The organism is Iodobacter sp. CM08 (assembly GCF_033446605.1).
In the GTDB taxonomy this organism is placed as follows: domain Bacteria; phylum Pseudomonadota; class Gammaproteobacteria; order Burkholderiales; family Chitinibacteraceae; genus Iodobacter.
In genome coordinates this window covers 176,404-197,314 of record NZ_JAWQUO010000004.1, presented here as the reverse complement: position 1 = coordinate 197,314, position 20,911 = coordinate 176,404, and the positions used below count along the sequence as shown (strand labels likewise).

Here is a 20,911-nt window from a genome sequence, read left to right as displayed (position 1 = left end):
AAAAACTCCCGACTTGGCCCAATAGCCGAATTGACGAGCTGCTGCCATTTGTTAAAGATCAGAGCCCACAAGATAACGAAGGCTAAAGCAGCTGGCTAGGTGGGAGGGCTGAGCGCTTACGAATAAACACACCACGAACCATTTCATCTTCGGTTCTTCTGGACCAGTCTTCGGCATCACGTTTAGTGCGGAAAGTTTTTGAAGTTGTCGGCCAACCTTTCATGCGAATCATCGCTTTCCAGGTCCCTGCGGGGGTCTTCGTAAAGGTAGCCATTGGGGTCTCGCGGATCGTTACTGTACTGAAAATGTACTTTTTCTGATCCACAAAATCAAACGGCCTACGCATAGATTGCGTAAGCCGTTGATTTTATTGGTGGGCCTGCTCGGACTTGAACCGAGGACCAAAGGATTATGAGTCCATATAGTCCGCCTGCCATTAAGCCCCAACATACGCCAATAGCCTAATTTAAATCATAAATTCGTCCTTCAAAACGCCATTAATCGCCACTGTCCGCCTGTATCGTTGACGATTGGTTGACACTTTACGCTTAAGCTAATACTTGCAGCCCGTGCTTCTGAATCACTTCAAGCAGTTTCAAAGCCATACCGCTAGGGCGCTTTGCGCCTGACTCCCATTTTTGAACCGTCGATTCACTGGTATTCAGGTAACGAGCAAATACAGGCTGGCTAACGTGATTCAGTTCACGCAGCTCCTTAATTTGGGCTGGCTCCAGCTCATGTGGCACAGCAAGGCAGGAATCATCAAAAGTACGCATGGTTGCTTTATCAATCGCACCAACTTTAAGCAAAGCACTGGCCGATCCATGTATGACCGCGAAAGCTTCGCTTTTGAATTTAGGTTTTGTCATGACATATCTCCATCAAGTCTTTATCTTGCAATAGTTGCCCAAGCTGGCCGTCCTTCATTCCCGCATAGGCCTTGGCGAGCACGCGAAAACTAGCCAGTTCATCATCTTCAATATTGCCACGGTCTTTCTTGGCGAACAGGTATTCGTACACCCAATATCGACCTGCCTTAGCCAAAATAATTGAACGATGCATATTGCTGTTCAAACGCTTCTTATAAACGCCACCACCCAGATCATCCGCCTGACCTTGCATCACCTGCCGAATGGCATCACACAGTTCGGTGTCGGATATATGAGCTTTTTTTGCGGCCTTGGCAAACCATGCCGTTTTGAAAGTACGTGCACAGGATTCTGATAAATTTGACATACCTTATGGTAGCACTTGGTGCTACTAAAAAACAAGGGGAATGCAGAAAATCAATGAGAAAAACTAGGATTCACGACGGATTGAAATCTACGCATAAACGCTCAGATTCTTTAATTTTATTAGGTTTTTCAATGCCGAATACAGCATCAATATGCGCAAACTGCCGCGCTGCGCTTGTCGGCTGATCAAAAAATAGTGAACAAAGACCCGTTCACCATCTTTTGACCAGCTCTTATGCCAGAATTGGGCTGTATCGGCACATAACAATAACCATGCATGGACTATAGTCACGCATAAACGCTCAGATTTCATTGTGATTCAGGCGATCTTGCAACCGAAGCAGAACATGCTGGGCGGATAAGCCTGTGTCACTTGACGTTTGAATCAGCTTATCAAGGTCTGCTTCGCCCCAATGCTCACCATGGTCGTCAATCGCCAACCAGTCCTGAACACGATAAAAATCGACCCAACGCTTTATTTGTTGATACCGGCTTGCCGTTTGCCAATATGAGTATGGCAAACCACGATTGTAATTGGGCACGCTGCGGACATGATGCCATGTTGAACCTATAACGCGATCACGCAGAAAAAGCGGGAGGTAGCCACGGACAGGGATGTATTCAAGCCAACGTACCCAGCTGGTACTCAAAACAATCCGTACATCAGGGTACTTTTCAAGCGACTGGCTAAGCAGGTCTGCCCACATAAAAAGCGCCCCGCTCCCTTTTAATACAGGACGCCGATCTGAATCTAAAAATACAGAATCGGGATGAAGTACACCATCAAAATCAAGAAACAAGATCATGGCTTTAAAACTCTAGCAGGACGGCGCTGAACACTTCGCCCACTGTCTCGTCTTGCGGTAACTCACGGAACTGACCAACAGGCGTTCTTGTCCAGTCGCGCGGATGTCGAGCAACATCTGTAACCCTAGCCTTGCAAAGATGGTTAACACCACCTTCAGCAGGAACCATTACGTAAAGATCAGGAGGTAAGACTTGCAAATGAGCGATGAGCTGGGCAACTGTCAATCCCTGAGAAATATTTTCACCCCCAATATCGTTTGTAATCATCTTGAGCGCTCCGCAGGCAGTAAAACTACAGTGTGACCCGCACAAGAGCCCATGTGCTTGATATACGAGGTAAGCATTTATTGTCCCATGATGTGTTGGTTTTCTTTCAAGATAATGTCACAAAACTTGTGCTAGTGAAAACAAGGAAATATGCTACGTTGCCGCCAATAAAGCCCGTAAGGAAGTAAGAGTATGAAGATTAAAAGATTAGTCCTTATCGCTGCCAGCATTTGTATTGGCTTGAGCGCCCATGCTAAAGATGCAAAACTTGCAGCCACAGCTACTATTGAAAAGGCGCTTTCTTGCGAGCTACCCAAGGGCAAATACAAAACAGTACAAAAGGCGCTTTCTACCCTTGGCGCTAAGGCCAGCAAAGACGGGGAATACACACTCAGTACACCGGTAAATGTGTTTGGGTTGCAAGTGACGCAACTGAGCATCAGCAACGATGACGTTGAAATTTATATTGCAACTTTACCAGGTGCAAAATTGGATGAAGTGGGCAAGACAGCAAAGCTGAAGCCTTTGGCTGGCGATTATTCAAGCAACGTGGCACATGGCACGCTTTCAGCAGCTATTCGCAATCGCACTGAAGTAGCCTTGAGTTGTGTTGTAAGCAAATAAAATTACGCCTAAAACCTTCATGCAATCACATTAATATTTCAAGGAATAGCAATGTCAGGATTAGCTCGCACAGCAGGGGTAACGGCTCTCGGAACTTTAGCCGTTCCTGCTGGACTTTTTTCAGCAATTGCATCTATCGGTTCTTTAGCCTTACTGATACTTGTATCAGATGCTAGAACTGGGTCCACGTTTGCCTTCTTTATTACGGCAACGGCTATTTGTTTTTTCTCAATAAGATTCCTGCAAACATTAGCAAGAAAAGCACGCGCCTTAGTTGAAAAAATAAATACGCAGGAGAATTTAAGCCTAAACCCTCAGAATATGCTTGGATATCCAAGCCCTGCATTTCTTGTTTTTGATAAAAAAAATAGGAAAGTCGCAATTTGCAATACAAGCACTGACGAATATTTGTTGCGAGACTTTTCATATATTCTTTCATGGAATTACGAGTGGACAAATGTCAATAAAATGGAATTTTCAGGTTTGGGAAACAGGGTTCCCGGAACAACTATGCAAACCCCCACTTTTGAGAGAACAGAACACCAACAAGGATTTTGTTTTGTAATCGAAGTCGCAGATGAAAACAATCCACGCCTAACCTTTCCCATGGCAGAAACAAGAGCTAAAGAATGGTTTTCAAAATTCAATGCAATTTTTAATGGGTAAATTTCTAACTTTCTCTGATAGTAAAATACAAAATAAATAGGCCACAATTGTGGCCTATTTTTATGTTCTGATCAGAATCATATACGTACATATATGAATGCTAAATCATATGGGCATCATAAAAAATCACAGTTTTTGTAATTTCAAAATAAGCAAAAATTCGGTCTGTCCTTTATCGCCAGATTTGGACAATGGAAATATTGGAAAAAATGAAAGTCCGCTCTGCCCGGTCGTTTCTTTGTCCTCACTTAAACCCCCCAGCAAAATAACCTCTCCATCCTGCACGCTGACCGACGTCCGCAACTCCCGTTTTATCAGCGTAGGGCTATCATTAACGCCATTGTCCGTTTTTACAAAATTAGATAATTGTTGAGCAATATCCAAATCAATAACGCTTTCCCTTACCGTTGGATTCAAGTCAAAGATAACGCCCGAGCTTCGATATTCGACAGACCGTACAGGCGTTGAACTGCCTTGCGGATAACTAACTGTACCTAAAATGGGGACTTCCTGCCCCACCATTAGGCGTGAGTTTGCCCCTGATCTGACGCGCAGCCTTGGCGACGTAACAATTTTAAATCGTGTATCTGTTGATAATGCAGAGGCGACCGCGTCAATGGTGGCGTTACTAAATTGAATTGAGTTTTCAAGCGTTTTTACACCTAAGTTTAGCGAAAATTTCCCGCCCAAAAGATTTAGCGCTAATGAGAATGCAGAGCCATCTGTTTTCGTTGTTGATACTTCATAGATAATCCCACTCACCATGACTTCACCTGAAGCTATATCGACCTGTGCCAATAGCTGCTTTAACTTCAGTATTTCATCTGGTGAACCATCAAAAATAAGCATATCCGACTGTTGATTTTGAATCATACCAGCAGCAGATGCAGGAGGTGGATTAGCCGGTGTTTGCTCACCGGGCTGAGTTTTCACGGCTCGTTGAACAGAAAAAGCACCATTACGAAATACCGAGCTTAATAAATCAACGAGGTATGGCAATGAACGATACTTTGGCCGGTAAACAAAAACCTCATGATTTAATAATGAAGCCTCTTGTTTTTTAATTGACACAAAATCAATGCCATTACGGGTTTCTACAGCAATGCCCAGTGAATCAAGAAAAGCTCGCCAAAATTGGCGTAAATCCCCTTTATCTGATTCAAATCGAAAAGAAACAACACGTTCATCGCGCAATACTTCTGGCGAAATAACATATTGCTGATGTAATGCTTGTAAATATACGAGTCCAACAACTTGGGCCACACTGACCTGTTGAAAATCGAATTTAACAGGCTTTAATTGAGCTGAATTCACCGCTGATGACAAAAGCAAGATTATGATTAAAAAAACTCTTTTCATTTTGTCACCTCAGCCTGAATACCTGCTTTTAAAGGCGATCCAGAAAATCGTGTAACTCGCTCGCCATCAATTTCACCTGTCATGGCAATATCATTGGCATGAAATACACTCGGCGATTCCACACGCAATCGGCCTGAATTGTCTGCAACTACAGACCAGCGCTCCCCGTAAGACTCAAATGTCCCAACAACACGCCAACTTTCAGAAAAAAGCTGCTTTTCCTCGGTTTGAATAGGAGAGGGCGCTGAAGAAATTGGTGTCGCAGGAGAGTTTTTAAGCGCGATAGGTTTTTCAGATGAAGGTGGATGAAAAAAACGCCACGCTGAAATGCCAGATATAGACATAAATATTATCAAAAACACCGCATATGCCCATAGCGTTTTATTACCAAAAATATTCTGGCGTTTATCAATTACCGTTTCTTGGCCATGACCACCTGTATAAGATTGATACAATGGAAATATTTTTGGATCATAAGTTTTCTGCCTGCTGTCAATTCGTGTTTTGCTATTTAATTTCCACCCTTCGTAAATGTCAACACGATACCTTTTAGAGAAACCAAGGCTTTTATGCTTTTGCATCCGAAATGTAAACTCAATTACATTTTTAACACTACGATGTAGACCCGTGACATCTTGGGTCATCAAAACAACGTCGCACGCCACTGCTGTGCTGGGATGTACATAATGACGGTGCATTCTAAAATACTGCATATGTTCATGACTTAGTTTTCCATTGTCCGTTCCCCAAAAGCGCCAGGCTTCATCGACAGCGACTAAATCACCACCTTTGACCACAGATTCCAAATCTGGCTTTTCTTCATCTGGAAAAAAACAAGCCTGTGATATTCTTTCATTTGTTACATGAATGATACTTCCAAGGGCTTCAGGCTCTGCATTTTTATTATTTACTAAATACTCATGAATTTTATCTTCATTAATTCCTGCAACATTAGTAACTACTCGACGACCTTTTAAAATGGCTTCTAAAATAACGGACGAAACAACTTCAAATGACTTCCCTGAGCCCTGCAAACCAGCATAAACATTAATAGCCATATTAACCAATCACCGGAATTCGACGAATTATAAAACGTGTTACATATGCAGATAAGACTATTGGAATACCCGCCGTAACATTAAATAGATCAAGGAAATACCAAACCGACGAAGGAATACCAGCCAATCCTGAGCTAACGCCATTTGCACTTGGCAACAGTCCAGAACTAATTAACACCTGTATAAATTCAGTAACAACAAAAAATAAAGCAAAAAATATAACAAATTTCACAATTATTGATCGTAGAATAAAACTCAAAGCCATGTTTAATGCTGAAAGCACAATTCCAAACATAATATTTATGCCTTTAAGATAATAATTGCAGCGGACAAAATCCAAACCGCAGCCATAACAGAATGAAGTGCAGAACGCTGATCTTCAGAAATCTTGCAATGGGACTCCATCACATAATTCTGTCCAAAGATTTCAACCGATGGTTTAGGGCATGCTGATTGATGCGATGGCACAATAAACGAACGAAAATCAGGGAATAAATTCAAAAGCGGTTGCAGTATCTGTTGCGCTGTAGGTGTAGCTTCTAAACTAGGAGAGCCAATATTTGGATCAGGACCAAGGTTTTGCAGCGGATTATTGGCTGCAGGGTTGGTATTTGGTGATGGGTTTCCGCTAGGATCTTGCGTTGTTGACGTTGGCGCAATTGGCATAGTCCAAGGCTGGTTTGTTGCTGGCTGAGGTGCGACAAAATCCTGCACTGTCGGCCAGCTTTGTGGGTTGAGCTGTCGCCATGCGTCCAACTCCTGCGCGGTAATTGGATCATTAGCCAAGTATGGCAGACCTGCATAACCCGGCTGGGCCGCCGAATCTCGCCAGAGCTTATCAGCAAGTGGTGCCACAATTTCAGGCGAAAGTGGTTTTGCTAATTCAGCTGGTGATAAATTATTAATTGCCTGCTGTGCAGATAGCTTTAAATTATCTGGTGCATTATCAGGAACAGTCTGAGGTGCAACACAAGAAGTTGCATTTGACACTTGCCCTTGAGGACAATTACGCGGGGCACCACCTGCAAAATATGAAGCACGAAAATTTGAATAGTTCGTGGTAGCACCATCAGCTTTTGAAACGCGTTTCACAATACAGTTGAAAGTGGTAGAAGAATCGGCAGCGCATCCATCTAGATAAAAACTATAAGTAGTAAAATTTGTATATGTCGAGTTGTATGTGTCAGCAAAAGCGGCTTGGATTGTAGACATGGCATCTCCAGCCATGTAATTGTTTGTTTTCCAATAGGCTCCGCCAGAAATTAATCCACCAGTTGTTTGAGGTGTTCCGCCCGGTTGTATTTTTTTCTTTTGAGTAATTGGGGTAGCATCTTTTTGATCAGGTGAGAATAACCAATCTACAACTCCATTAATCGCCAGCGTAACTCCAATAGTAACCACAGCCCCCACGCCAGCAGCAATCGCCACGGTAGCCCATGCAGGGGCTGTGATAGCACCGCCAACGACGACAGCGGCAGTAGCACCCGCAACACCACCAACGCTACTAGAAATAGAATTAAGTGTCGCACCATATCTTGGATCATTTACTGCAAATCCTCTTTTAACTGCTTTAATTTGGACTGCACCAGAAATTGCTCTTTGCATTGGAGTAACAGGGAGTGCCAGCCCAGCAAATGTATTTACTGAAAAAAATAAAATAAATATTAAAATTAAATATTTACGCATTTTTGAAACCAGACACAACAGCCCATGCACAAACAATACCCCATGCAAAAACAAACAAATACCACAACTGATTAATTGTCATTTCAAGCACTCCAAATAATTGATGCGACTTTCGCCGCACCAATTTTAAATATCAACAGGTATTAACCGCCTTTAATCATACCAATCACAATTTTTGCACCTTTGATTGTGATATAAACGCCAGCCAGCATTCCGGCGATTGCCAATAGAGCGGTAATTACAGTACCAAAATCAACAGCGCTTGTTAAAGCAGTTAAATCTGGGCCTGTTGCAGCAGCAAATGTCACTGGAGCCAAAACAGCGGCAATGACTAGCAATCCTGCTTTTTTAAGTAATTTCATTTTTCATCCTTTATTTAAAATACTGAGAAAACGCTCAGCGCGCTTTACTACGATTAGCCACGACGAATCATGCCAATAACTAAGCCAATTCCATGGCTAACAAAATATAGGCTTATCACTGTTGAAAATGACATAGCCCAAATAGCCGATGCATATCCATAATCGAATTGAGCAAAGGCAGCTTCAAAGTTGCTTTGTTGTGATTTATCCAATAAATACGCCTGTGTTTGGCGTGGCTGATAAAGCTGGCTGCCAATTTTTGGACAAATTTGCTGCTGAATTTGAGTGGGTGTAGCTGTAGTGGGAACGCACACCAGCACATTTGCAACTGTACCAGCGCTCATGTGACACCAGTCATCGACTGACGCATTAACGAGTAAATTGGATTTATACTATTTTTCAAAAAAAAATTAGTACGAGCGGGTTTTGATTTGTTTTCAACTGCCAATTTATGCGTCAAAGCAACTTCTAATTCATATTTTTTATCAACTAATTTAATAACTTCATCGTTTCTACAGTTATTGAAAATATTCCGAGGAAGATCAAAAACAGAACCACCACCAAAAATCAACTCCCACTCGCGTTCGCGCGTGATAATCGAATCGCCAGTTCCTACGTCAATTAAACCTTTTACTTTTTGCACTGGCTCACGATATTTATTTAACCCACAATCTTTCTTCAATAAAACTTTGCGATCAATTTGCATAATTCTTGTGAATTCAGCCCAATTGTTGCTATCCGCCGCATCAGCAGCCGCTGTAAATTCATCATTAGTTAATCCGTCTATTCGTCTGAGTTCCCGCCAGACTCCGACTGGTGCGGCACCCACAAATTGAAACTGACGAATACCCCAGCAGCTTGCCCACGCTTTCACACGCAAAGCTGAATTGACAACATCAAGACCGGAATCAAAATCTTCATCTAACAACCCTTGTGAATCGGTCATCCCTTGCCCATTCACGTTTTTGCATAAATATTTAATTAAATACCCAGCTGCGCTGCCTTTGTTAAAATCAATGTCTTTCACTGTAAATCGGTGCTTCCAAGCCATTGGCTCGTGTTTATCCATCCTACGAAAATATCGACGAAACAAACGAACAGTTAGACCTCGTTTTCTTCGAGGAACAAACAAGAGAAGGTGCCAATGTGGGCAAGCGTCGTGGTGTGGCTCAGCAACACGAATGCCGAAAAAATCAACATTTTGATCTGATAGTGCGGCTCGCAATAACGACCATGTGTCTCTAAGATAATCCTGTGCATCACGCGGACTAGAACCGTCATAATTAATGTTTTGAAACGAATATTTACCAGTCTTATCAAGCTTTTGTGAGTGAAATTTTGAAGGGCATGTAACAGTAAGGAATAAGCCGACGTACCCCAAATTTCTGGCAATTTCTTCAATGCCAGACACACGGCACATGATTTCTGCAATTTGAATTTCTGGGTTAGAAACGGACTTCGCGACAAGATCAGAAAGCGTGAATTCGTCACCCAAATCATTGACAGCGAGCGTGTTTTCAAGCATTTGTGAATTGCGCTGGCATTGTGAGCGATAACGCTGCAACTGTTCATCAGATACATAACATGCAGCCGATTTGCCGACCATTCCAAAGCTAATCCGTTCATGTTCAAGTGCGCGAACTTGATTAACTTTTAAATTCCGTCTCCAGAAATCAGCATCGGTAAGCCTCAATACTGCCCCCTCTAGATGCTTAGCATTTACTGTTGCTGAATATTTATCCGTAGCATGATTGATCAAAGCTGCTGCTGACGACTCTTCCGATTTCCCAGCCACCCTACTAATCTTTAATGACAAGCGCTTAATGCCAATCTGATCAAATTCATCTTTGCCACACAAGCCAGCTAAAAACTGAAAATCACCATCACCATTCTGCGATGCAGTAATAGTTCCGCCAGAAAAACCAACTCTTGCCTTTGCATAGACTTGCTTCATTTCATCGGCGCGAACTTTAGATAAGCGCCCTAATTCATCGTCATCTGCCGACAAATCTGGCGAAAATGGAATAGTGCGTAACGAATCGCGATATTGTCTAAGCCAAAGATTTGCTGTTGGCTCGTTCACTGTGTCGTGCAACTCTTGCCATTTATTGCGCAGATATGGATGCAGCGATGAGTGAACTTTTTGCAGTACACCGTCAACAAAAGCAGCTTTACTAGCCGCTTGTCGCTGCTGAACTTTTTCTGGATGGAAGAAATCAGAAGACGAGGCCATTTCTAGTCCTAGTCCTCAATTGCAAGATAAGAGTTAACAACAGGGCGACGTGTAAAACGCTCGCCAGTTTCTTTATCTTGATAGCTGAATGGCTTGCCGCGATAACCGGCACAGCTCACATTGATTTGAACAGTTTCACCAATTTGACCAAGACGTTTTTTACTGCGAACTTCAATCGTCGCAGGTTGACTGTATTCATCTACAGAAGGAAGAATAACTTCCGTATAAACAGTGTCATCAGACTTACGTACTGCATTTACTCGTCCACATAAAAGGGCTTTATTTACAATAACTTTGGTTTCTTGTGGGGCACTCATGACTGAAATCCTTTTGAAAAAATGGGTAATAAACGTGAATTAAAGGTAACGAAATAAAACTACTAATACCGCTCATTGCATCTGCTGCCGCAGTCCTCGCGCTTACGCGCTGCGGGCTGTGGCATCAGCGCGATGAGCACGAAGACTCACAATATTTGTGTCCAGTGACTTAAATTCCTTGTCAAGACAACGTGAATTTATAAGAGCTAAATTTATTAAGGACCAACGCCCCATTTGGACAGTTGGGGCATAGCCACGGTCACACCATTTATTAACAGTGTCCAACGTGACTCCAACCAGATCTGCAAAACGCTGGCGTGAAACAAGCGGCATTTGCACTTCTAAAGTTTCCATCTTGCACTGCTCCCCACAACATGTAATATGAACATATGCAGCGCTGAATCAGTGCCGTTTCGACACTCTTACATATCAATAACGACACGTCAAGGAGGTTTTATGATCGAGTCGCCAATTTCTGGCAAGCATGTAGCAGAACAGCCACAACCCATGTCGATTACTGAGCGAATAAAACTTGTAATCCAAGTGCGAATTAGTGATCGATCACGCTATGTTGACCTGCAGCAGATCACGGGAATCAGTGGAAATATTTGGAAGAATTTTTGGCATGCAAGAAGAGAACCAAGCGCTGAAATGCTGGAAAGCATCGCAAAAACTTGGCCCGAGTATGCGCTGTGGCTAACAACCGGCATTCTTTACCCAGCAATCGGACAAATTCGGCCCAGCTCAGACCGTTTTCGTCATGATTTAAGCGAAGAAATGCCGTGGACTACAAAGTTATTAAAGCTAAAAATTGAGTTTGAAAATTATTGCCAAAAAGAAGGGATAGATTCTGAGCATGTAGTCAAAGAAACGAGCAAGGTGCCCGAGCCACTAATAAATTCTTTAATCAAACATAGCAATATGAGTAAACAAGAAATAATCTCATTCTTGCAAGAAAAGAAAACTGACAATGAATTCCAGTACGACTGTCATGATGAAGATTTCGTCTCTGATGCCCCACCTAAATTCACAGCCTCTTAAAAATGGCGATCAAAAAACATGAAGGTGGCGGCTGGATAGTCGATATTCAGCCCGGAGGACGTGGTTTCAAACGTTACCGCAAGACATTTCCCACGAAAGCTGAAGCGCTCGCTTGGGAAACGTGGGTAAAAGGCCAAGTTCAGCAAGAACCTGATTGGCAGCCAAAAAAACGCGATACACGGAAGCTTTCTGAATTACTTGAAGTTTGGTGGGTCAATCACGGCCAGCAGCTACGAGCAGGCAAGAACACCCACTCTCGCTTACTTTTGCTCATCAATGCCATCGGCAACCCAACAGCAGATCAATTTTCCGCAGATGACTTTGCTGCCTACCGAGCCAAACGGCTTGAAACAGGCATTTCAGCAAATGCCATCAATCGTGAACATGCCTACTTACGCGCCATGTTCAATGAGCTGAAGCGATTGAACCATTGGAGCAGTGAAAACCCATTATCTGAAATTCGCAGCTTTAAAATTGTTGAGAAAGAATTAACTTTTCTGGCTAATGATCAAATAAAGCTGCTTTTTGCCGCTCTGGCCGAAAGCAGCAACCCTGACACCTTGCTCGTAAGCCAGATTTGCCTAGCAACAGGCGCACGTTGGAGCGAAGCAGAAGGGCTCAAGCCTACGCAGCTTCGACAAGGGGCAATTGAATATGCCGTAACAAAGAGCGGAAGAAACCGCACTATCCCGATTTCAGCGGAGCTAGAGGCCGAACTTCAGCAGCTCGCCAAGGATGGGCGAGCACGGCTATTTGTGAACTGTTATTCCGCATTTAGAGAAGCCGTAGACCGATCTGGGCTTACTCTTCCCGCTGGGCAACTCACGCACGTACTGCGGCACACTTTCGCGAGCCACTTCATGATGAATGGGGGAAATATTTTGACGCTGCAAAGAGTGCTGGGACACAGTGATTTGAAGATGACGATGCGCTACGCCCACCTGTCACCAGAGCATTTGCAAGAGGTTCGCAACTTGAACCCTCTGGCGCGGTTGACACTTGGTTGACAGTAGGCAAAAAAAAAGGACTCAGCCGAAGCTAAGTCCTTGATTTTTGGTGGGCCCGGTCGGACTTGAACCGACGACCAAAGGATTATGAGTCCTCTGCTCTAACCAACTGAGCTACAGGCCCGTCATTCTTTTATTTTCGAGCGAGCTCGAAAAGAGGCGCTATTCTAACCTTCGCTTGCCTGACTTTCAACAAAACTTTTCAGTCTTTCTGAACGAGTCGGGTGGCGAAGCTTACGCAAGGCCTTAGCTTCGATCTGACGGATACGCTCACGCGTTACATCAAACTGCTTACCCACTTCTTCCAGCGTGTGATCGGTATTCATATCAATACCAAAGCGCATGCGCAGAACTTTTGCTTCACGTGGTGTAAGTGTATCTAGCACTTCCTTAGTCGCTTCACGCAAGCCTGCGTAAATAGCGGCTTCAGCAGGAGCCAGATTGTTTGCGTCTTCAATAAAGTCGCCCAAATGGGAATCGTCGTCGTCACCAATCGGCGTTTCCATCGAGATCGGTTCTTTAGCGATCTTGAGGATTTTGCGGATTTTGTCTTCCGGCATTTCCATCCGTTCAGCTAGCTCATCAGGAGTCGGCTCAATACCGGTTTCCTGCAAGATTTGCCGCTGGATGCGGTTCATCTTGTTGATTGTTTCGATCATGTGTACCGGAATACGGATAGTACGGGCTTGATCGGCAATCGAGCGTGTAATTGCTTGGCGAATCCACCATGTTGCGTAAGTCGAGAACTTATAACCACGGCGATATTCAAACTTATCTACCGCTTTCATCAGGCCGATATTGCCTTCCTGAATCAAGTCAAGGAACTGTAAACCACGATTGGTGTATTTCTTAGCAATCGAGATAACCAGTCGCAAGTTGGCTTCAATCATTTCGCGCTTAGCACGGCGAGCCTTAGCCTCACCCGTCGACATCTGACGGTTGATTTCTTTTAAGTCTTTAATCTGGATCATTGCATTAACTTGCAGCTGAGCCAGAGTTTGTTGCTTTTCCATAATGGCATGCTGATAGCGCGCCAAAATAGCGGAGTATTTGTGCCCGTAGTTGATCTCATCCACTACCCATGCCGTATCTGTTTCACGACCTGGGAAGGTTTTGATAAAGTGATCACGCGGCATTTTTACCCGAACGGTACAGATATCCATGATTTCACGTTCGCAGCTGCGGATTTCATCCACCATGCCACGTAGTTGATCGCAAAGCGATTCAACTTGGCGAGCGCCAAAGCGTGTAATCAGGAAGATCCCAGCAATTGCTTGCTGATGCTCCAGATAAGTTTTGCCGTGCGCGCCTTCTTTAGCCAGCGCTTTGATCATTTTGTCGAAGTGCTCACGCACGATGTCAAAATGCTCACGCACTTGAGTTTTTAATAGCTCAAGATTGGCTTTAGCGGCTGCGCTACCGTCGTCTTCCTCGCCTTCTTCTTCGATCTCTGCCGCTTCGTCTGCATCCTCGGCTTCCGCTTCAATCACTTCGATTGGCGGTGGGGTGTTTTCGTCTGCGTTAGGATCAATAAAGCCGTCGATCACATCATCAATGCGGATCTCATCAGCCAAGCCTTTTTCTACCAAGCCTAAAATATAGGCAACAGTAGTAGGGCAAGCCGAGATCGCTTGGATCATGTGCTTAAGACCGTCCTCAATCCGTTTGGCGATTTCAATTTCGCCTTCACGGGTTAAGAGCTCTACCGTACCCATTTCACGCATATACATGCGCACTGGGTCAGTAGTACGACCAAACTCTGCGTCGACGGAAGATAGCGCTGCTTCTGCTTCTTCAGCAGCGTCTTCATCGGGCACAGACGGCGCCGCGTCGGACATGAGCATATCCTCAACGTCCGGCGCTTCGTCGTACACCTGAATGCCCATATTACTGATCATGCTGATGATGCCTTCGATTTGTTCGGCATCCAGCATGTCATCTGGCAGGTGGTCGTTGATCTCGGCGTAGGTTAGATAGCCGCGCTCTTTACCGAGCACGATCAGCGTTTTAAATTTCGCTTTACGTTGCTCGGGGTCGGCCTTCTCCTCGGAGGGCCGATTGGCCTCACGCAAATCAGCTTGCGTTTGGTCGTCTTTGTCGATTTCTTGATCTGCCGCCATGACTCTCGAGTTCAGGTATGTTCGGGAAAACCGTAGATTGTATCACAAACTGATGACAACTCTTCGGCATAAGTGCATCCACCTTACTGCTATTGCAAAACGCTAAGCTATTTGTACTGCGTATGGCTATCTGCCCAGAACCCTTATTACCCATGGTAATGCTAGGATTCGCTTTGTATGCGCAGCAAACAGTCGTGCGTTTTCAATCGCTGTTTATCGGTGAGATACGAGTGCTGCAAACTCCAGTTTTTCTCCCTCTGTTAGTCCACCATTCGCTTGCTTATAGGTCAGAGCATAAAAACGCTCTTGCATCATCGGGCGAATCACACTGACTTCTACCGCTTTTAGCGTTGCTGCCAGCTGCTCTTCAAGCTCGGCCTCAGAAGCCTTGTCAAAGTACTCCCCGCCAGAAATACGCAAACGATGTAGTACATCGTAGTCAAACATTCCTTGCCATGACTCCACGAGTTGCAAACTACCCAATAATGGATAATTACAAATTTTATCAAGCAACTCCTGTGCCAAGCCTACCGCTTCGGTTTCTGGCCATGTTTGCCATACTGGCTCACTGCGCCGTGCTAAATCTGGATGCGCCAACACCAGTTGAATCAACTTATGTACCGGCCCGGTTGGCACGGCTCTGGGTGCAGGTCTTGGCATTTGGTGAGCAGGGATTTTTTCACCCGCCCGCCCTTTCCACTTGCTTTTTGGCTGCCAATTGGCTTGCCAAGCTCGTTTTTCTGGCTGAGCGACTTGCTGTGCCCACGGCTGGCCGTAAGGCTCTGGAGCCGATTCGCCTGGATAACTTTCAGCGGGCAAATATTCCGGCACAGATCTTACAGGGCCACCATCCAAAACGGTGCTTAATTCGCTCATTTCTAAGCGAGATAACTCTGCCAAGCGCTTGCGTATCATCATTCCAAAGGCCGGTGCTTTTACTTGAGCGAGCATTGGCGCGGCTAAAGCTATCAATTTAGCCCGCCCTTCTTCGCTTTCCAGCTGAACTTGGCTAGATAATTCTTTCAGTAAAAACTGTGCTAGTGGCACAGAATCTTGCAATAACGCCACTTCAAAGCGCTGTTGACCAAATTCTTGTACGTAAGAATCAGGATCGTGCTCGGCTGGCAAAAATAGGAACGCCAGTTTTTTACCGTCTACCAGTTGCTCTAAACTATTTTCTAGTGCCCGCCACGCGGCTTTCTTGCCTGCTTTATCACCATCAAAGCAAAAATAGACCTCATCGGCCAGCTTTAATAGCTTACGAATATGTTCCGGTGTGCATGCCGTGCCTAAGGAGGCCACCGCGTATTCCACACCATGCTGGTTAAGCATCACCACATCCATATAGCCTTCAACCACCAGCACTCGGCCACGATCACGGATCGCGGCTCTGGCCTGTGGTAAGCCATATAGTTCCTTACCCTTCTCAAATACGGGCGTTTCGGGCGAATTCAAGTACTTGGGCGCACCATTGCCCATAATACGGCCACCAAAACCAATCACTTGGCTACGCTGGTTTAAAATTGGGAACAACACCCGCGAGCGAAATCGATCATAGCGACGCAGAGTATTTTCTTCTTCCGCCACCAAGCCTGCATCTTTAATGACCGCATTATGCTCATAATCTGCAAACACGGCTTTAAGCGATTGCCCATTACTTGGCGCAAATCCCAAGCCAAAACGTGCAGCGATACGGCCTTCCACCCCACGGCTTTTTAAATACTCAATGGCCGCCGGTGCCGTTTTAAGCTGGGCACGATAATAATTCATGGCGGTTTTAAGCACGTCATAAATACCAGGTGCGGCCTTGGCTTTTTCGCTGATGGGCGCGTCGCTCACCGGCACTTGCATGCCGACTGATTCCGCCAGCATCCGCACTGCATCTGGAAAACTCATACCCTGATGCTCCATCACAAAGCCCACCGCCGAACCGTGTGCACCACAACCAAAGCAATGATAAAACTGCTTAGTTTGGCTCACCGTAAACGAGGGTGATTTTTCTTTATGAAAAGGGCAGCAGGCGCTGTAATTCTGGCCGGTTTTTTTCAGCGGCAAATAACGCTCAACCACGTCTACAATATCGACGCGATTCAGTAAATCTTGGATAAAATCGTCAGGTATTTTTGCCATCTTGTTGTTTTTCCAACCCTGATGGACCATTCAAAAAAACAAAAAACCAACTAAAAATCCACATCTAAGTCTAAGAATTAAATGCAGATTTTCTAGCTCTGATGCACAAATCAAAGCCTATTAATTAAGCCATTGCCACTTTAACTAGCTTAGATACTTCAGACATATCGGCGCGTCCTGCCAGTGCGGCTTTTAGCTCCGCCATAATTTTACCCATTGCTGCAGGGGTTTTACCATGGTTGGCTACTGCACTTGCCACGGCTGCGGCGATTTCTTCTGCAGAACATTGCTGCGGCATATATTCAATCAACACCAGCACTTCTTGCTTTTCTTTATCCGCCAAATCTTGGCGATTTGCCGCTTCAAACTGTTGAATACTGTCTTTGCGCTGCTTGAGCATTTTTTCAATCACAGCGGTCACCGCCGAATCATCCAGCTCAATACGCTCATCCACTTCACGCTGTTTAATGGCGGCCAGCAACAAACGAATTGTACCAAGGCGATCAGCTTCTTTTGCTTTCATCGCGGTTTTCATATCATTCTGGATTTGCAGTCTTAGGCTCATAAATTCACTCCGTGAATGAAATAGAAATGCTAAAAGGCCGCTCTAGGCGACCTTTCGGCATGCGCTGCTGTAAAACTCTTAGTAGAGCTTTGGTGGCAGTGTTTGGCTACGCAGGCGCTTGTGCTGACGCTTTACAGCAGCAGCTTGCTTGCGTTTACGTTCAGCCGTTGGCTTTTCGTAGAATTCGCGCGAGCGAAGGTCTGTCAACAAACCAGTTTTTTCAACAGCACGCTTGAAGCGACGCATCGCAACTTCAAACGGTTCATTTTCTTTTACGCGTACGTTAGGCATCGAGCAATCCTGTTTTACGATGATCTCAAAAAAAGACCAGAATCGTTTACATCAATCAAGGCGTAGCATTATCCATAAACTAGAGCCACATGTCAAAGCCCAATCTGCAACAGCTCACGGTAAATATACGGAGAGGCACTCTGGCTGCGTTTAAAAATGGCACTTTATATAATTGCATCAGGCCGTTAAGATGGCGGATTACATCACTTTTTGAGTACGCTGGCATGCTGGTATTAGGCATTGAATCTTCCTGTGACGAAACCGGCATTGCGCTCTACGACACCGATAGCGGGCTGCTGGCGCATCAAATCCATTCACAAATTGCCATGCACACCGAATACGGCGGCGTAGTACCCGAGCTGGCCTCACGCGATCATATTCGCCGCGCCCTGCCGCTCACCTCGGCTTGTTTGGCTGAATCAGGAAAAACGCTAGCCGATATCGATGCCGTTGCCTATACCGCGGGGCCTGGGCTGTCCGGTGCGCTACTGGTAGGCGCTTCGGTTGCCAATGCGCTGGCGTTCTCTCTAGGCAAGCCTGTGGTCGCCGTACACCACCTAGAAGGGCATTTGCTTTCGCCGCTCCTTGCCAAACCCGCCCCTGAGTTTCCTTTTGTTGCTCTATTGGTGTCGGGTGGGCACACCCAGCTCATGGCCGTACGTGGAATTGGTCAGTACGAAATTCTAGGAGAAACCGTTGATGATGCCGCCGGTGAGGCTTTTGATAAATCGGCTAAATTATTAGGCCTTGGCTACCCCGGTGGCCCAGCGCTATCTAAGTTGGCCGAGCAAGGGGATGCAAAACGCTTCACCCTGCCGCGCCCCATGCTGCATTCAGGTAATCTAGATTTTAGCTTTAGCGGGCTAAAAACGGCCGTACTGCAACTGGCTCAAAAGCAAGCCGAGCTAGACCCGCAAACGCAAGCCGATATTTGCGCGGCGTTTCAAGAGGCGGTGGTGGAGGTACTTAGCAAAAAATGCTTAGCCGCGCTTAAGCAAACCGGCATGAATCGCTTGGTGATTGCAGGGGGAGTTGGGGCCAATAAGCAGCTACGTGCGGGCTTAGATGCCGCCGCTAAAAAACGCCGCTTTGAAGTGTTTTATCCGCCACTCGAATTATGTACCGACAACGGCGCAATGATCGCATTTGCAGGCGCACAACGCCTGAAGTTTGCAACGGCGGCGGGAAGCTATGCAGTGAAGCCACGCTGGGATCTATCCAGCCTAGATGCGGTTTAAACATCGACCTAATGATGTTTCTTACTCAATTTTTTTGTTGTTTATCTGAGATGATCAACGTAAATAGAGCTAACTTGTAGGGGCGCTGCTTGCTGCGCCATAGCTGAATAGGGCGCAGCAAGCAGCGCTCCTACAAGATATTGGCCAATCAAGCCACCACAAATGCCTCATCGATTAGCTCACCCAAGCTGAGTCTTAAGCGATCTCCCGATTGGATCTGGCCGACGCCTTCTGGCGTGCCGGTGTAAATTAGATCACCAACTTGCAAAGTAAACCGGCTAGAAATCCAAGCAATCAAGGTAGCAACATCAAAAACCATCAGCTTTGTGTCGGCCTCTTGCTTGATCTCATCATTAATTTCAAAAGAAAACGTCACCGCAGATGGATTGCTGATAGCACTGGCGGGTACAAATTTAGTTAACACGGCTGCGCCATCAAAGCCTTTAGATAAAGTCCACGGCATGCCATTTTGTTTAGCCTTAGCCTGTACATCGCGGGCGGTTAAATCTAATCCTAGGGCATAACCAGCGATATGCTGTAGTGCATCCTCAACAGCAATATTCTTGCCGCCACGGCCAATTGCCACCACCAGCTCGGCCTCGTGGTGCACGTCTTTAGACCAAGCAGGCAGTTGTAGCGCTTCACCAGATTGCCGTACGGCAGAATTAGGCTTGATAAACACCACTGGCTCCGTACCAATACTCGCGCCCATTTCCGCTGCATGCGCAACATAATTACGGGCCACACAAAAAATATTGTTCACATTTATAACAGCTTGATCAATCTGAATGCTCGGCATTTAAGACTCCTATGAATAAACTCAAGCTAAGCTTACAAAACTGCAACAGCTCCTAGCCAAGACCCCAGGCTAAATAGCAGTACGATAGCAATCCACAGAATAGCCGTGCGCCAGATCAAGCCCACGGCACTGGCTAAGTAATCGGGAGTAGCGGCATCGCCAACGCCTAGCTCAGGGCGAAATTTAACCGTGTGATCTTGATGCAAAGTGTCGCCCAAACGCACACCAATCGCCCCCGCTCCGCTCGATAATAAAACGCCGTCAATATAATCCGCCCAAGATTGAGCTTGGGTGCGCCAGCAATAAACGGCATCTTCAAAATTACCCATAATGGCAAAGCTGGCGGCGGTTAAACGTACCGGCAAGTAATCGAGAATTTCAAGCGCAGTCACGGCAAACTGCCCAAATGGACCTGAACTGCGGCCCCATTTTTGTGCCAACAAACTAGCCGCGCGGTAGAGCAGCGCACCTGCTGGCCCCACCAACCACGCCAGCACCACAAACCAAAACAGCGTACCAAACACATAACGATAAGAATCAGCCAAGCCTTGCTCGATGGCCACTTTAGACACTTCATCGGCGCTCATTTCTGAGGCATGCTGGCCATTCCAATCCGAGAGCAAAGCGCGTGCAGCGTCTAAATCATCCGCCTGCAAGGCCTTGGAAATACCTGAAAACGCATGGCTAAACTGGCGAAAGCCCATAGTGAGGTAAAGTATCGCCACGCTCCAAAACAGAGCAAAGCCCACATTGATGCGGCACAACAAGGTATACACCGCAAACGAGATGGCGAGCAAAGGCAACACCAACACCAGCCATGCGCCTACGCCATTTCGATATTCGCCAGCATTAAGGCCACGCTCCAATTGATTAGCAAGGCGCACAAAAGCCAAAGTGAATAAATTACGATTAGATAAAGGCCGGAACTGCTCCAGCGCCAGAGCAATAATAAGTGCAAGAATAGTCATTTTTAAATTCCTGAAGCCGAGCTTGCCGACAACTTTTTGTAGACGGCGAAAGATACCACAGGCAGCCGCCTGCCCCAAAACCGAGTGTTTCTACCACATAGGCTAGTTTGCGCGCAAAACAACTGCAAACATACTGTA

At 45.6% G+C, this 20,911-nt stretch carries 25 protein-coding genes and 2 tRNA genes; 5 read left to right on the top strand and 22 right to left on the bottom strand.

The window, feature by feature from the left end:
- Positions 1-82 precede the first annotated feature (82 nt).
- The 6 genes from R6242_RS03645 to R6242_RS03620 all read right to left on the bottom strand — a co-directional run bounded on the left by R6242_RS03645 (position 83) and on the right by R6242_RS03620 (position 2,309).
- A complete protein-coding gene (locus R6242_RS03645; RefSeq protein WP_318423847.1) occupies positions 83-232 on the bottom strand; it encodes a hypothetical protein in 150 nt (49 codons plus the stop codon).
- 139 nt (positions 233-371) lie between these two features.
- Positions 372-444, bottom strand: a tRNA-Leu gene (locus tag R6242_RS03640).
- Between the two features lie 104 nt (positions 445-548).
- Positions 549-869: a DNA-binding transcriptional regulator gene (locus tag R6242_RS03635; protein WP_318423844.1), complete on the bottom strand. Its 321-nt coding sequence runs from the start codon at positions 867-869 to the stop codon at positions 549-551.
- On the bottom strand, positions 856-1,236 hold the full coding sequence (locus R6242_RS03630) for a type II toxin-antitoxin system RelE/ParE family toxin (protein ID WP_318423842.1): 381 nt from the start codon (positions 1,234-1,236) through the stop codon (positions 856-858). Before R6242_RS03630 ends, R6242_RS03635 begins: the two co-directional genes overlap by 14 nt.
- A 301-nt stretch (positions 1,237-1,537) precedes the next feature.
- The gene (locus R6242_RS03625) at positions 1,538-2,041 is read right to left on the bottom strand and encodes an HAD domain-containing protein (RefSeq protein WP_318423839.1); all 504 of its coding nucleotides are present in this window, start codon (positions 2,039-2,041) and stop codon (positions 1,538-1,540) included.
- Between the two features lie 4 nt (positions 2,042-2,045).
- Positions 2,046-2,309, bottom strand: a complete 264-nt coding sequence (locus R6242_RS03620) for a hypothetical protein (protein WP_318423836.1) — start codon at positions 2,307-2,309, stop codon at positions 2,046-2,048.
- Positions 2,310-2,501: 192 nt separating this feature from the next.
- On the opposite strand from R6242_RS03620, the gene R6242_RS03615 reads away from it, so the two are divergent.
- The gene (locus tag R6242_RS03615; RefSeq protein WP_318423833.1) at positions 2,502-2,933 is read left to right on the top strand and encodes a hypothetical protein; all 432 of its coding nucleotides are present in this window, start codon (positions 2,502-2,504) and stop codon (positions 2,931-2,933) included.
- A gap of 51 nt (positions 2,934-2,984) precedes the next feature.
- The gene (locus R6242_RS03610) at positions 2,985-3,599 is read left to right on the top strand and encodes a hypothetical protein (RefSeq protein WP_318423830.1); all 615 of its coding nucleotides are present in this window, start codon (positions 2,985-2,987) and stop codon (positions 3,597-3,599) included.
- Positions 3,600-3,725: 126 nt separating this feature from the next.
- Here R6242_RS03610 and R6242_RS03605 read toward each other — a convergent pair whose 3' ends face one another.
- The 9 genes from R6242_RS03605 to R6242_RS03565 form a co-directional block, all read right to left on the bottom strand.
- Complete coding sequence (locus R6242_RS03605; RefSeq protein ID WP_318423827.1) at positions 3,726-4,958, bottom strand: type II secretory pathway protein; 1,233 nt, start codon at positions 4,956-4,958, stop codon at positions 3,726-3,728.
- The gene (locus tag R6242_RS03600) at positions 4,955-6,016 is read right to left on the bottom strand and encodes a zonular occludens toxin domain-containing protein (protein WP_318423825.1); all 1,062 of its coding nucleotides are present in this window, start codon (positions 6,014-6,016) and stop codon (positions 4,955-4,957) included. The genes R6242_RS03605 and R6242_RS03600 overlap by 4 nt, the downstream gene beginning before the upstream one ends.
- 1 nt (position 6,017) lies before the next feature.
- On the bottom strand, positions 6,018-6,311 hold the full coding sequence (locus R6242_RS03595) for a DUF2523 family protein (RefSeq protein ID WP_318423822.1): 294 nt from the start codon (positions 6,309-6,311) through the stop codon (positions 6,018-6,020).
- Between the two features lie 5 nt (positions 6,312-6,316).
- Positions 6,317-7,702, bottom strand: a complete 1,386-nt coding sequence (locus R6242_RS03590; protein WP_318423818.1) for a hypothetical protein — start codon at positions 7,700-7,702, stop codon at positions 6,317-6,319.
- Positions 7,703-7,845: 143 nt separating this feature from the next.
- The gene (locus R6242_RS03585; RefSeq protein WP_318423816.1) at positions 7,846-8,064 is read right to left on the bottom strand and encodes a hypothetical protein; all 219 of its coding nucleotides are present in this window, start codon (positions 8,062-8,064) and stop codon (positions 7,846-7,848) included.
- A 53-nt stretch (positions 8,065-8,117) separates the two neighbouring features.
- On the bottom strand, positions 8,118-8,408 hold the full coding sequence (locus tag R6242_RS03580) for a hypothetical protein (protein WP_318423814.1): 291 nt from the start codon (positions 8,406-8,408) through the stop codon (positions 8,118-8,120).
- On the bottom strand, positions 8,405-10,297 hold the full coding sequence (locus tag R6242_RS03575; protein WP_318423812.1) for a replication endonuclease: 1,893 nt from the start codon (positions 10,295-10,297) through the stop codon (positions 8,405-8,407). Before R6242_RS03575 ends, R6242_RS03580 begins: the two co-directional genes overlap by 4 nt.
- An 8-nt stretch (positions 10,298-10,305) precedes the next feature.
- Entirely contained in the window at positions 10,306-10,614 is a 309-nt protein-coding gene (locus R6242_RS03570) for a hypothetical protein (protein ID WP_318423809.1), read from the bottom strand.
- A gap of 102 nt (positions 10,615-10,716) precedes the next feature.
- The gene (locus R6242_RS03565; protein ID WP_318423806.1) at positions 10,717-10,968 is read right to left on the bottom strand and encodes a hypothetical protein; all 252 of its coding nucleotides are present in this window, start codon (positions 10,966-10,968) and stop codon (positions 10,717-10,719) included.
- Between the two features lie 102 nt (positions 10,969-11,070).
- On the opposite strand from R6242_RS03565, the gene R6242_RS03560 reads away from it, so the two are divergent.
- Together R6242_RS03560 and R6242_RS03555 are read left to right on the top strand one after the other, a co-directional pair.
- Positions 11,071-11,655 carry a hypothetical protein gene (locus tag R6242_RS03560; RefSeq protein WP_318423803.1) on the top strand — a complete coding sequence of 195 codons (585 nt, stop codon included), beginning with the start codon at positions 11,071-11,073 and terminating at the stop codon, positions 11,653-11,655.
- 2 nt (positions 11,656-11,657) lie between these two features.
- Positions 11,658-12,662 carry a tyrosine-type recombinase/integrase gene (locus R6242_RS03555; RefSeq protein WP_318423801.1) on the top strand — a complete coding sequence of 335 codons (1,005 nt, stop codon included), beginning with the start codon at positions 11,658-11,660 and terminating at the stop codon, positions 12,660-12,662.
- A gap of 47 nt (positions 12,663-12,709) precedes the next feature.
- Here R6242_RS03555 and R6242_RS03550 read toward each other — a convergent pair.
- The 5 genes from R6242_RS03550 to rpsU form a co-directional block, all read right to left on the bottom strand.
- Positions 12,710-12,786 (bottom strand) — tRNA-Ile (locus R6242_RS03550).
- Between the two features lie 43 nt (positions 12,787-12,829).
- On the bottom strand, positions 12,830-14,782 hold the full coding sequence (gene rpoD, locus R6242_RS03545; protein ID WP_318423798.1) for an RNA polymerase sigma factor RpoD: 1,953 nt from the start codon (positions 14,780-14,782) through the stop codon (positions 12,830-12,832).
- A gap of 213 nt (positions 14,783-14,995) precedes the next feature.
- Complete coding sequence (gene dnaG, locus R6242_RS03540) at positions 14,996-16,912, bottom strand: DNA primase (RefSeq protein ID WP_318423796.1); 1,917 nt, start codon at positions 16,910-16,912, stop codon at positions 14,996-14,998.
- Between the two features lie 124 nt (positions 16,913-17,036).
- Positions 17,037-17,477, bottom strand: a complete 441-nt coding sequence (locus R6242_RS03535) for a GatB/YqeY domain-containing protein (RefSeq protein WP_318423794.1) — start codon at positions 17,475-17,477, stop codon at positions 17,037-17,039.
- 78 nt (positions 17,478-17,555) lie between these two features.
- The gene (rpsU, locus tag R6242_RS03530) at positions 17,556-17,768 is read right to left on the bottom strand and encodes a 30S ribosomal protein S21 (protein WP_046350429.1); all 213 of its coding nucleotides are present in this window, start codon (positions 17,766-17,768) and stop codon (positions 17,556-17,558) included.
- A gap of 224 nt (positions 17,769-17,992) precedes the next feature.
- On the opposite strand from rpsU, the gene tsaD reads away from it, so the two are divergent.
- The gene (gene tsaD, locus R6242_RS03525) at positions 17,993-19,006 is read left to right on the top strand and encodes a tRNA (adenosine(37)-N6)-threonylcarbamoyltransferase complex transferase subunit TsaD (protein WP_318423788.1); all 1,014 of its coding nucleotides are present in this window, start codon (positions 17,993-17,995) and stop codon (positions 19,004-19,006) included.
- Between the two features lie 148 nt (positions 19,007-19,154).
- Here the strand turns inward: tsaD and R6242_RS03520 are convergent, their stop codons facing one another.
- Both R6242_RS03520 and R6242_RS03515 read right to left on the bottom strand, forming a co-directional pair.
- Entirely contained in the window at positions 19,155-19,805 is a 651-nt protein-coding gene (locus R6242_RS03520; protein WP_318423786.1) for a fumarylacetoacetate hydrolase family protein, read from the bottom strand.
- A 32-nt stretch (positions 19,806-19,837) separates the two neighbouring features.
- Positions 19,838-20,773: a CobD/CbiB family protein gene (locus R6242_RS03515; RefSeq protein ID WP_293932741.1), complete on the bottom strand. Its 936-nt coding sequence runs from the start codon at positions 20,771-20,773 to the stop codon at positions 19,838-19,840.
- Positions 20,774-20,911 lie beyond the last annotated feature (138 nt).

Excerpts from the sequence above, each read along its gene's own strand:
- R6242_RS03645 (WP_318423847.1), bottom strand. The coding sequence starts at position 232 with ATGATTCGCATGAAAGGTTGGCCGACAACTTCAAAAACTTTCCGCACT.
- R6242_RS03635 (WP_318423844.1), bottom strand. The coding sequence starts at position 869 with ATGACAAAACCTAAATTCAAAAGCGAAGCTTTCGCGGTCATACATGGA.
- R6242_RS03630 (WP_318423842.1), bottom strand. The coding sequence starts at position 1,236 with ATGTCAAATTTATCAGAATCCTGTGCACGTACTTTCAAAACGGCATGG.
- R6242_RS03625 (WP_318423839.1), bottom strand. The coding sequence starts at position 2,041 with ATGATCTTGTTTCTTGATTTTGATGGTGTACTTCATCCCGATTCTGTA.
- R6242_RS03620 (WP_318423836.1), bottom strand. The coding sequence starts at position 2,309 with ATGATTACAAACGATATTGGGGGTGAAAATATTTCTCAGGGATTGACA.
- R6242_RS03615 (WP_318423833.1), top strand. The coding sequence starts at position 2,502 with ATGAAGATTAAAAGATTAGTCCTTATCGCTGCCAGCATTTGTATTGGC.
- R6242_RS03610 (WP_318423830.1), top strand. The coding sequence starts at position 2,985 with ATGTCAGGATTAGCTCGCACAGCAGGGGTAACGGCTCTCGGAACTTTA.
- R6242_RS03605 (WP_318423827.1), bottom strand. The coding sequence starts at position 4,958 with ATGAAAAGAGTTTTTTTAATCATAATCTTGCTTTTGTCATCAGCGGTG.
- R6242_RS03600 (WP_318423825.1), bottom strand. The coding sequence starts at position 6,016 with ATGGCTATTAATGTTTATGCTGGTTTGCAGGGCTCAGGGAAGTCATTT.
- R6242_RS03595 (WP_318423822.1), bottom strand. The coding sequence starts at position 6,311 with ATGTTTGGAATTGTGCTTTCAGCATTAAACATGGCTTTGAGTTTTATT.
- R6242_RS03590 (WP_318423818.1), bottom strand. The coding sequence starts at position 7,702 with ATGCGTAAATATTTAATTTTAATATTTATTTTATTTTTTTCAGTAAAT.
- R6242_RS03585 (WP_318423816.1), bottom strand. The coding sequence starts at position 8,064 with ATGAAATTACTTAAAAAAGCAGGATTGCTAGTCATTGCCGCTGTTTTG.
- R6242_RS03580 (WP_318423814.1), bottom strand. The coding sequence starts at position 8,408 with ATGAGCGCTGGTACAGTTGCAAATGTGCTGGTGTGCGTTCCCACTACA.
- R6242_RS03575 (WP_318423812.1), bottom strand. The coding sequence starts at position 10,297 with ATGGCCTCGTCTTCTGATTTCTTCCATCCAGAAAAAGTTCAGCAGCGA.
- R6242_RS03570 (WP_318423809.1), bottom strand. The coding sequence starts at position 10,614 with ATGAGTGCCCCACAAGAAACCAAAGTTATTGTAAATAAAGCCCTTTTA.
- R6242_RS03565 (WP_318423806.1), bottom strand. The coding sequence starts at position 10,968 with ATGGAAACTTTAGAAGTGCAAATGCCGCTTGTTTCACGCCAGCGTTTT.
- R6242_RS03560 (WP_318423803.1), top strand. The coding sequence starts at position 11,071 with ATGATCGAGTCGCCAATTTCTGGCAAGCATGTAGCAGAACAGCCACAA.
- R6242_RS03555 (WP_318423801.1), top strand. The coding sequence starts at position 11,658 with ATGGCGATCAAAAAACATGAAGGTGGCGGCTGGATAGTCGATATTCAG.
- rpoD (WP_318423798.1), bottom strand. The coding sequence starts at position 14,782 with ATGGCGGCAGATCAAGAAATCGACAAAGACGACCAAACGCAAGCTGAT.
- dnaG (WP_318423796.1), bottom strand. The coding sequence starts at position 16,912 with ATGGCAAAAATACCTGACGATTTTATCCAAGATTTACTGAATCGCGTC.
- R6242_RS03535 (WP_318423794.1), bottom strand. The coding sequence starts at position 17,477 with ATGAGCCTAAGACTGCAAATCCAGAATGATATGAAAACCGCGATGAAA.
- rpsU (WP_046350429.1), bottom strand. The coding sequence starts at position 17,768 with ATGCCTAACGTACGCGTAAAAGAAAATGAACCGTTTGAAGTTGCGATG.
- tsaD (WP_318423788.1), top strand. The coding sequence starts at position 17,993 with ATGCTGGTATTAGGCATTGAATCTTCCTGTGACGAAACCGGCATTGCG.
- R6242_RS03520 (WP_318423786.1), bottom strand. The coding sequence starts at position 19,805 with ATGCCGAGCATTCAGATTGATCAAGCTGTTATAAATGTGAACAATATT.
- R6242_RS03515 (WP_293932741.1), bottom strand. The coding sequence starts at position 20,773 with ATGACTATTCTTGCACTTATTATTGCTCTGGCGCTGGAGCAGTTCCGG.